Origin of the sequence: Streptomyces sp. NPDC048751, assembly GCF_043198595.1 — a bacterium.
GTDB lineage: Bacteria > Actinomycetota > Actinomycetes > Streptomycetales > Streptomycetaceae > Streptomyces.
The window spans coordinates 338,385-347,016 of sequence record NZ_JBICUX010000010.1 but is presented as its reverse complement, the minus strand read 5'-3'; the positions used below and the strand labels follow the sequence as shown (position 1 = coordinate 347,016).

The window sequence follows — 8,632 nt, the reverse complement described above, 5'->3', positions numbered from 1 at the left end:
CCGTTAGCCCCCGTGCTGTGTCTGCCTGGGGGCAACCCCCAGACCCCCGGCCGAGTGTGAGCGACCGCACCTCACCAGGCCCCGTTAGCCCCCGTGCTGTGTCTGCCTGGGGGCAACCCCCAGACCCCCGGCCGAGTGTGAGCGACCGCACCTCACCAGGCCCCGTTAGCCCCCGTTAACCTGCCTGCATGACCGTGAATCTGGAAGTCGCCGAAGGCGTCGGCACGCTGCGTCTCGACCGTCCGCCCATGAACGCGCTGGACATCGCCACCCAGGACCGCCTCAAGGAACTCGCCGAGGAGGCCACGCGCCGCGACGACGTGCGCGCCGTGGTGGTCTACGGCGGCGAGAAGGTGTTCGCGGCGGGCGCGGACATCAAGGAGATGCAGGCCATGGACCACGCGGCGATGATCGTGCGCGCCCGGGCCCTGCAGGACGCGTTCACGGCCGTCGCCCGCATCCCCAAGCCGGTGGTCGCCGCCGTCACGGGTTACGCGCTCGGCGGCGGCTGCGAACTCGCCCTCTGCGCCGACTACCGCATCGCCGCGGACAACGCCAAGCTCGGCCAGCCGGAGATCCTGCTCGGCCTGATCCCCGGCGCCGGCGGCACCCAGCGCCTGTCCCGTCTGGTCGGCCCGTCCCGGGCGAAGGACCTGATCTTCACCGGGCGGATGGTCAAGGCCGACGAGGCGCTGACGCTGGGCCTGGTCGACCGGGTGGTCCCGGCCGCCGAGGTCTACGAGCAGGCGCACGCGTGGGCGGCGAAGCTGGCGCAGGGCCCCGCGATCGCGCTGCGTGCGGCGAAGGAGGCGATCGACACGGGCCTGGAGACGGACATCGAGACGGGTCTCGCGGTGGAACGGAACTGGTTCGCGGGCCTGTTCGCGACGGAGGACCGGGAGCGGGGAATGCGCAGTTTCGTCGAGGAGGGCCCGGGCAAGGCCAAGTTCCTCTGAGTTCCCTCGTCCCCCTGAGTTCCTTCGTGTTTGTGAAAATCCGCCGGTTCACTTGCAATTGACGGAGTGTCTGATCCGGGTCCCTCGATGGGGCGGTTTATGGGAACCTTGAGGCGACCTTGAGCCTGCCTTGTCGAGGGAGTTCGTCGATTGCCCCCAGCGGAGTCGTCGTCGCAGGTCAGCGGGGACTTACCCGGTCCCGAAATGCCTTTGGCACATGCCGGTCGCATCGACTGGAGCGGTGGTTTCCAAAGGGCGTATTCCCCCGGAACGGCCCCGGAGGGTACGCGCGACGGCCATGATGGGGGCATGGCGGGGCTGGAGGGTGTCGAACAGCCGCGGGGGCACGGGCGTGTGGCCGCGGCGCGCTGGTCGCCGACGGTGGAGGACGAACGGGCGCTCAAGGCAATCGAGTTGTTCGGTAATCCCACGGAGGGCGAGGTCCCGCTGCCGTCCCGCCCCGAGTCGGCGGCCACGGCTCGCCGGCTGACCCAGGTGGTGGTCCTGCGCCAGTGGGGACTGACCCCGAAGATGACGGAGGACGCGGTCCTGCTCGTCTCCGAGCTCGTCGGCAACGCCGTACGCCACACCGGCGCCCGGGTCTTCGGCCTCCGTATGCGCCGCCGCCGCGGCTGGATCCGCGTCGAGGTCCGCGATCCCTCGCGCGGGCTGCCGTGTCTGATGCCGGTTCAGGAGCTCGACATCAGCGGGCGGGGGCTCTTCCTCGTCGACAAGCTGTCCGACCGGTGGGGCGTCGACCTGTTACCGCGGGGCAAGACGACGTGGTTCGAGATGCGGGTGGCGGACCGCTGACGGGCGGATCCTCCGCACGGGCGCACCCGGACGACATCGGGCCCACCCCGGAAGACGTCGGGCGCGCCCCGGACGACGGGCCGTCGATCGGATCAATCGTCCGTTTTCTGGCGATATCCCCCTTAAATGGTGCGGGTGACCACGACCGACCGCCGTACGGCGCTTCGCGCGGGAGCCGGCCTCGCCGCCGCGGGCGCGCTCGCCTCGGGGTGCGCCCCGCACGGCGCCGTCGCCCGCCCGGCCCCCGCCGACTCGGCCCCCACACCCTCCGGCGACCGCGCCGAGCCAGCCGCCACACCTCCCGGTGACCGCACCCCGGCCCCCACCCCCCGCCTGTTTCCCCAGGCCGCCGCCCAGATCACCCACGGCCCCCGCGACCGCCCCCGCGTAGCCCTCACCTGTCACGGCCAGGGCGATCCCGAGCTCGCCCGCGCCCTCCTCGCCGCCGCGGAGACGCACGGGGCGCGGCTGACCGTGCTGGCCGTCGGCAGCTGGCTGGACGAACACCCCGAGCTCGCCCGCCGCGTCCTCGACGGCGGCCACGACCTCGGCAACCACACCCAGCGCCACCTCGACGTCAACGCCATGTCCGAGGCGGAGGCCGAGCGGGAGATCACCGACTGCGCACAGCGGCTGCGGCGGCTCACGGGTTCCATCGGCACCTGGTTCCGCCCCTCCCGCGCCGTCCGCGCCTCCCCGCTCGTGGCACGGCTGGCCCGCGCCGCCGGCTATCCGCACGTCCTGTCGTACGACGTCGACTCCCTCGACTTCACCGCCCCCGGCGCCCCCGCCGTCGCCCGCAAGGTCCTCGGCGAGATCCGCAACGGGTCCGTGGTGAGCCTGCACCTCGGGTACGCGGACACGGTCGCCGCACTCCCCGCCGTACTGGAAGAACTCGACCGCCGCGGCCTGCGCGCGGTGACCACCACGGAGCTGCTGAGCTGATGCACCGCCACCTCGTGAACCGCGCCCTCCTCGCCGGTGCCGTCCTCCTCGCCCTCGCCGCCTGCGGCACCGAGTCCAAGGACCGGGCGAACGAGGCACCCACCACCAAGGCGGCCGTACCGGCACCGCCCAAGAAGAAGCAGATCGAGGGGTTGCCCGGCATGCCGCCCGTCCTCGACCCCCAGGACGTGTACGCCGCCGACCGCCCGAACCGGCTCTCCCCGGTGGTCAAGGACTTCCCGTCCCGGGTCTACGTCCCGAACACCGAGTCCGACACGGTCACCGTCATCGACCCCAGGACCTACCGGATCATCGACACCCTCCACGTCGGCCGTCAGCCCCAGCACGTCGTGCCGTCCTGGGACCTGAAGACGCTGTGGGTCAACAACAACCGCGGGCACACCCTCACCCCCGTCGACCCGAAGACGGGGAAGGCGGGCAAGGCGGTCGAGGTGCACGACCCGTACAACCTCTACTTCACGCCCAACGGCAGGTACGCCGTCGTCATGGCCTCCCTGGACCGCGAGCTGGTCTTCCGCGACCCGCACACCATGGAGCGCAAGAAGACCGTCCCGGTCTCCTGCTACGGCGTCAACCACGCCGACTTCTCCCTCGACGGCCGCTACTTCATCGTCTCCTGCGAGTTCAGCGGCGAGCTGCTCAAGGTCGACACGGAGAAGATGGCAGTCGTCGGCCAGCAGAAGCTGCCCTTCAACGGCGCGATGCCGCAGGACGTGAAGGTCTCGCCCGACGGCAAGCGGTTCTACGTCGCCGACATGATGGCCCACGGCATGTGGGTCCTCCATGGCGACACCTTCGACAAGCCGACCCTGCTGCCCACCGGCAGGGGCGCCCACGGGCTGTACGTCAGCCGCGACTCCCGCGAGATGTACGTCTCCAACCGGGGCGAGGGCACGATCTCCGTCTTCGACTTCACCCAGAACAAGCTGACCAAGAAGTGGCACCTGCCCGACGGCGGCAGCCCCGACATGGGTGGTGTCTCGGCCGACGGCAAGGTCCTGTGGCTGTCGGGCCGCTACAACTCCGAGGTGTACGCCATCGACACCCGCACCGGCACCCAGCTCGCCCGCATCCCCGTGGGCAGCGGCCCCCACGGCCTCGCCGTCTACCCACAGCCGGGCCGCTACTCGCTCGGCCACACGGGCATCTTCCGCTGAGCGCGGCTCACCCGACCCGCGGCGCCCTGAGCAGCGCCTCCGCCCCCACCGGACGGTAACCGGCCGCCTGGAACGCCCGCATGCTGCGGGCGTTCCCCGGCGCGACCTGCGCCCACAGCGGCTCCGTGACGAGATGCCGGGCGGCGGTCACGAGGAGCCGCCCCAGCCCCCGGTGCCGTACCTCCTCGTCCACCTCCACCGAGACCTCCAGGCGGCCGCCGATCCCGCGCCCCGTCACCAGCACACCGCCGTCGGCCGTCCACGCGCGCACGTCGTCGCGCCGTCCGCGGGCGTACAGGACGCGGGAGTGGCCGGCGTCCTCGATCTCCTTCAGCACGAGCGGCGGCTCACCGGGCAGCGGCGCGGCGACCAGCATCGCGTCGATGGTCTCGGACGTACGGCCCGTCCGCTCCATGAGCGCCGTCAGGAACCGCGGGTTCATGGGCGCCGCCAGGGCGTCGCAGTCCATCGCGCGCAGTGTCGCGTGGACCCATCCCGGATCCTCGTCGGTGAAGACGACGGAGTGCCCGGTGAAGGCGAGGACCCCCGCGTCCCGGTCGGAGTGCTGGGGCACCACGCTCGTGCCGCCGTCCGCAGGCGGGAACACCCCGCGTGCCGCCGCGTCGAGAACGGCCCACAAGGTCTCCATCGCAGCGCTCCCCGAGTCTCCGCTTGAGTCTCCACCCACTGGAGGGACCAGACTCACACACATGATCGACGACGGCACCGGACTTCTCACCATCGGCGAGCTGGCGCGGGCCACCGGACTGACCGTGCGCACCATCCGCTACTGGTCCGACGAGGACGTCCTGGCCCCTGTGGCCCGTACGACGGGCGGCTACCGCCTGTACGACGCCGAGTCCGTCGCCCGCCTGGAGCTGATCCGCACCCTGCGCGAGCTGGGTCTCGGCCTGGGCGACGTGCGCGAGGTGCTGGCGGGGGAGCGGACGGTCGCGGAGGTCGCGGCGGCGCACGTGGTGGCGCTGGACGCGCAGATCCGATCACTGAAGGTCACTCGTGCGGTGCTCTCGTCCGTGGCACGACGTGGCTCGACAGCGGAGGAGACGACGTTGATGAACAAGCTGGCGCGGCTTTCGGCGGCCGAGCGGAGCCGGATCGTCGAGGACTTCATGGCAGAGGTCTTCGAGGGGCTCGACACCGCCGACCCCGACATCCGCCGCCGTCTGCGGTTCGCTCCCGCGGACCTGCCCGACGACCCCACCCCCCAGCAGGTGGACGCCTGGGTGGAGCTCGCCGAGCTGATCCAGGACCCCGAGTTCCGGGCGACCATGCGGCGGGCGGTCGAGTTCCACGCGGCGGACCGGGGGCCGGACGCGCCGCCGGGCACCTCCCTGTGGTTGATGAGCCGTCTGGTGCAGACGGCCGGTGAGGCGCTGCGCGACGGCGTCGCCCCCGAGGCGCCGGAGGCGGAGGACATCCTGCGCGGGCTGCTCGGCGACGCCGATCCGGCCGACGTACTGGAACGCCTGGAGGCCGCCACGACCGTACGGCTCGCCCGGTACCGGGAGCTGTCGGCCGTCGTGCGGGGTCTGGAACCCCAGGCCGCGTACGAGCAGGAGTTCTCCTGGGTGGTCGCTGCGCTGCGGGCTCGCGCGGGCGGTTAATCTGACCTGCGTCAGTACGACGGCACGTAACGGAAACACGAGCAATAAGGGGCGGATCGGTGGCGGACATCGACGAGGCACGCAAGCAGTTCGAGCGGATCGATACGGACGGTGACGGCTTCATCACCGCTGCCGAGTTCAAGACCGCCCTGGCCCAGGAAGGTGACTGGAACGTCACCGAGACGGTCGCCGAGGCGATCATCAAGACCCGCGACCTCAACGGCGACAAGCTGCTGTCGTTCGACGAGTTCTGGGCGTACCTGAACAAGTGACGCGCGCGGAAGGGGGGTGCCCGCCGGGGCGCCCCCCTTCGTCATGCCCGGCGCCGGCGATCCGATTTCCGGGGACGCGGAATAGACCCCCCGGATTGGCGGTTACTCGGCCCCGACAGCCGTACGCGGTACCACCGACCCCCGGAAGGGCGAGGCAGGACATGAAGATCGGCATCATCGGAGCGGGAAACATCGGCGGCAACCTCACCCGGAGGCTCACCGCCCTCGGGCACGACGTCTCCGTGGCCAACTCCCGCGGTCCGCACACGCTCACGGAACTGGCCGAGGAGACGGGCGCCACCCCCGTTCGGATCGAGGAGGCGGCGCGCGGCGCGGAGGTCGTCGTGATCGCGATCCCCGAGAAGGCACTGGCGGACCTGCCGACCGGGGTGCTCGACGGGGCCGCCGACGGTGTCGCCGTCATCGACACCGGCAACTACTACCCCAAGCAGCGGGACGGGAAGATCCTCGCGATCGAAGCCGAGGGTCTCACCGAGAGCCGCTGGACGGAACGCTCCATCGGCCACCCGGTGATCAAGGCGTTCAACGGCACCTACGCCCAGGACATCCTGGACCGCCCGCGCCCGGCCGGCGCCCCCGACCGCATGGCCCTGCCGGTGGCCGGTGACGACGAGGCGGCGAAGACGGTCGTCCGCGCGCTGATCGACGAGCTGGGCTTCGACACCGTCGACGCGGGCGGCCTCGACGAGTCCTGGCGACAGCAGCCCGACACCCCCGTCTACGGTCTGCGCGGTGGGGTGGCGGAGGTGACGAAGGCGCTGGCGGAGGCGTCACCGGAGCGCAAGCCGGAGTGGCGCGCGTAGGGGACCGGTGCGGAGGGCGTCCCGAAGGCGCTCAGACGATCTCCAGGGGCCGGTGCGGCCCGTCCGGCAGCTCGACCTCGACCGGGTCCCCGGGCCGCACCACGCCTCCGTGGACGACGACGCTCATGATCCCGGACTTGAACCGGACCGTGCCGTCCTCGTCCCGGCCGACGACCTGCTTCATGAGGCCCTGCTGGAAGCCGTCGATCTGGGCGCAGGGGTTGCGCAGGCCGGTCACCTCGACGACCGCCTCGTCCCCGAGGCGCAGCAGGGTTCCCGTGGGCAGGCCGAGCAGGTCGATCCCGCGCGTGGTGACGTTCTCGCCGAGCTGACCGGCCGCCACCTCGAACCCGGCAGCGCCGACCTCGGTGAACAGTTCCTCGTGGATGAGGTGCACCTGACGCAGGTTCGGCTGCGAAGGATCCTTCCGCATCCGGAACCGGTGCTTCACCGTTACCCCCGCGTGCACGTCCCCCTCCACCCCGAGCCCCGCGATCAACGTGATGCTGTCGCGGTTGGGCTTGGTGAAGGAGTACGTACCGTTGCTGCTGACTGCGCTGACTGTCCCACCCATGCCGCGAGCGTACCCGCCGGCGTTGTCCTGACAGGCGTCGGCCGCGCCACTACGCTGGCCGGGACGACGGGGGTGGTGCGGTGGCGGGGACCTGGCAGAGCGCCGACGGCGCCTTCACCCGGGCCACCGCCGACGAGGTCAGATGCGTGCTGTGCCCGTTCCGCTGCCGGCTGCGGGACGGCGAGACCGGCGCCTGCAAGGTACGACGGCGGCGGGGCGGGTCCGTGCAGACCCTCACCCTCGCCACCACGGTGAAGCACCGGGACGCCGTCGAACGCAAGCCCTTCTACCACTTCAGACCCGGCAGCACCGTGCTCACGCTGGCGCCGCCCGGCTGCTCCTTCCGCTGCGACTACTGCGTCAACCACCGGCTCTCCCAGTACGGCCGTGAGCCCGACGCCGGCCGCGGGCTGCCGTTGGAGACGGTGGACGTACCGGCGGTGGTGCGGGAAGCGGCCGAGGTGTCCGCGTCCCTGGGGCTGTCGTACTCGGAGCCCTCCCTGGCCCCGGAACTCACGCTGGCGCTCGCGGCGGAGGCCCGGCCTGCGGGCGTGCCCCTGCTCTGGAAGAGCAACGGCTTCCTCACCCCTGAGGCCACCGACCGGCTGGCGCCCGCGCTGTCCGCCGTCAACATCGACATCAAGGCCGCCGAGGAGGAGCCCCACCGCAGGCTCACCGGTGCTCCGCTGCGCCCCGTACTGGAGACGCTGCGGCGGATGCACGCCCAGGGCGTCTGGGTGGAGGCGACCACTCCGCTCATCCCGGGGACCAGCGCCGAGGACGCCCAACTGGAGGGGATCGCGGGCTTTCTGGCCTCCGTCGACCGGGACATCCCCTGGCACCTGATGCGGTTCACACCGACGCACCGCATGGACACCCACGCCCCGACCGGCCCGGACCGCCTCGACCGGGCGCGCGCCATCGGCAGGGCGGCCGGGCTGCGGCACGTGTACGTGGAGCGGGCGTTGGGGGCGGAGGGACGCACCACCTACTGCCCCGGATGCGGCGCGGCCGCGGTCGACCGGGACATCTGGGCACTGTCCGCCCTGCGGCTGGACGGGACGGGGCGGTGCGGGGAGTGCGGGACACGGATCGAGGGGGTCTGGCGATGACGACTGTGGAACCGGGGGCGGAGCACGGTGAGGAGCAGGCGGGGGTCGGGGAGGGGACCGCGCCGGGGGCGACCTACCGGCTGGTGGACTCGTTGCCCGATCTGATCGACGCGGACGAGTACGCCCGGCACCCCGAGGGACGGCTGGTGCGGCTGCGGCTGACCTGGTCGGCGGAAGGGGTCGAGATCCTGGGCGACGCCTTCCGGCCGGACCTGCTGGAACGGCTGCTGGAGGGGCTCGGCCCGGACGAGATCGAGCAGATGATGTGCGGCTGACCGCTGACCGCTGACCGCTGACCGCTGGCCGCCTGACCGGCTGACCGCCTTGGTGACC

Annotated in this window: 11 protein-coding genes; 9 read left to right on the top strand and 2 right to left on the bottom strand. The window is 71.8% G+C overall.

The window, feature by feature from the left end; genetic code table 11:
• Nucleotides 1-188 precede the first annotated feature (188 nt).
• The 4 genes from ACGFNV_RS31000 to ACGFNV_RS30985 all read left to right on the top strand — a co-directional run bounded on the left by ACGFNV_RS31000 (nt 189) and on the right by ACGFNV_RS30985 (nt 3,892).
• On the top strand, nt 189-956 hold the full coding sequence (locus ACGFNV_RS31000; protein ID WP_393626888.1) for an enoyl-CoA hydratase/isomerase family protein: 768 nt from the start codon (nt 189-191) through the stop codon (nt 954-956).
• Between the two features lie 309 nt (nt 957-1,265).
• Nucleotides 1,266-1,769, top strand: coding sequence for an ATP-binding protein (locus ACGFNV_RS30995; protein WP_393626886.1), 504 nt, complete (start codon nt 1,266-1,268; stop codon nt 1,767-1,769).
• A gap of 126 nt (nt 1,770-1,895) precedes the next feature.
• Nucleotides 1,896-2,714: a polysaccharide deacetylase family protein gene (locus tag ACGFNV_RS30990; protein ID WP_393626884.1), complete on the top strand. Its 819-nt coding sequence runs from the start codon at nt 1,896-1,898 to the stop codon at nt 2,712-2,714.
• Nucleotides 2,714-3,892 carry a YncE family protein gene (locus ACGFNV_RS30985; protein ID WP_393626882.1) on the top strand — a complete coding sequence of 393 codons (1,179 nt, stop codon included), beginning with the start codon at nt 2,714-2,716 and terminating at the stop codon, nt 3,890-3,892. The genes ACGFNV_RS30990 and ACGFNV_RS30985 overlap by 1 nt, the downstream gene beginning before the upstream one ends.
• Nucleotides 3,893-3,899: 7 nt before the next feature.
• Here the strand turns inward: ACGFNV_RS30985 and ACGFNV_RS30980 are convergent, their stop codons facing one another.
• A complete protein-coding gene (locus ACGFNV_RS30980; protein ID WP_393626881.1) occupies nt 3,900-4,541 on the bottom strand; it encodes a GNAT family N-acetyltransferase in 642 nt (213 codons plus the stop codon).
• Nucleotides 4,542-4,602: 61 nt separating this feature from the next.
• Here ACGFNV_RS30980 and ACGFNV_RS30975 point away from each other — a divergent pair, with 61 nt between their 5' ends.
• From ACGFNV_RS30975 to ACGFNV_RS30965, 3 genes are read left to right on the top strand one after another with little or no spacing between them, the layout of a single operon-like run.
• Nucleotides 4,603-5,517 carry a MerR family transcriptional regulator gene (locus tag ACGFNV_RS30975; RefSeq protein WP_393626879.1) on the top strand — a complete coding sequence of 305 codons (915 nt, stop codon included), beginning with the start codon at nt 4,603-4,605 and terminating at the stop codon, nt 5,515-5,517.
• 59 nt (nt 5,518-5,576) lie between these two features.
• The gene (locus ACGFNV_RS30970) at nt 5,577-5,789 is read left to right on the top strand and encodes an EF-hand domain-containing protein (protein ID WP_133930085.1); all 213 of its coding nucleotides are present in this window, start codon (nt 5,577-5,579) and stop codon (nt 5,787-5,789) included.
• Nucleotides 5,786-6,613 (top strand): NADPH-dependent F420 reductase, encoded by an 828-nt coding sequence (locus tag ACGFNV_RS30965; protein ID WP_393626877.1) that lies wholly within the window; start codon nt 5,786-5,788, stop codon nt 6,611-6,613. Before ACGFNV_RS30970 ends, ACGFNV_RS30965 begins: the two co-directional genes overlap by 4 nt.
• Nucleotides 6,614-6,644: 31 nt before the next feature.
• On the opposite strand, the gene ACGFNV_RS30960 is transcribed toward ACGFNV_RS30965, so the two are convergent.
• Nucleotides 6,645-7,187 carry an MOSC domain-containing protein gene (locus tag ACGFNV_RS30960; protein WP_393626875.1) on the bottom strand — a complete coding sequence of 181 codons (543 nt, stop codon included), beginning with the start codon at nt 7,185-7,187 and terminating at the stop codon, nt 6,645-6,647.
• A gap of 80 nt (nt 7,188-7,267) precedes the next feature.
• Here ACGFNV_RS30960 and amrS point away from each other — a divergent pair, with 80 nt between their 5' ends.
• Nucleotides 7,268-8,299, top strand: coding sequence for an AmmeMemoRadiSam system radical SAM enzyme (amrS, locus tag ACGFNV_RS30955; protein WP_393626873.1), 1,032 nt, complete (start codon nt 7,268-7,270; stop codon nt 8,297-8,299).
• A complete protein-coding gene (locus tag ACGFNV_RS30950) occupies nt 8,296-8,574 on the top strand; it encodes a radical SAM-modified peptide, FtsH ternary system-associated (RefSeq protein ID WP_393626871.1) in 279 nt (92 codons plus the stop codon). The genes amrS and ACGFNV_RS30950 overlap by 4 nt, the downstream gene beginning before the upstream one ends.
• Nucleotides 8,575-8,632: the final 58 nt, after the last annotated feature.

Excerpts from the sequence above, each read along its gene's own strand:
- ACGFNV_RS30985 (WP_393626882.1), top strand. The coding sequence starts at position 2,714 with ATGCACCGCCACCTCGTGAACCGCGCCCTCCTCGCCGGTGCCGTCCTC.
- ACGFNV_RS30950 (WP_393626871.1), top strand. The coding sequence starts at position 8,296 with ATGACGACTGTGGAACCGGGGGCGGAGCACGGTGAGGAGCAGGCGGGG.
- ACGFNV_RS30960 (WP_393626875.1), bottom strand. The coding sequence starts at position 7,187 with ATGGGTGGGACAGTCAGCGCAGTCAGCAGCAACGGTACGTACTCCTTC.
- ACGFNV_RS31000 (WP_393626888.1), top strand. The coding sequence starts at position 189 with ATGACCGTGAATCTGGAAGTCGCCGAAGGCGTCGGCACGCTGCGTCTC.
- ACGFNV_RS30980 (WP_393626881.1), bottom strand. The coding sequence starts at position 4,541 with ATGGAGACCTTGTGGGCCGTTCTCGACGCGGCGGCACGCGGGGTGTTC.
- ACGFNV_RS30990 (WP_393626884.1), top strand. The coding sequence starts at position 1,896 with ATGGTGCGGGTGACCACGACCGACCGCCGTACGGCGCTTCGCGCGGGA.
- ACGFNV_RS30975 (WP_393626879.1), top strand. The coding sequence starts at position 4,603 with ATGATCGACGACGGCACCGGACTTCTCACCATCGGCGAGCTGGCGCGG.
- ACGFNV_RS30995 (WP_393626886.1), top strand. The coding sequence starts at position 1,266 with ATGGCGGGGCTGGAGGGTGTCGAACAGCCGCGGGGGCACGGGCGTGTG.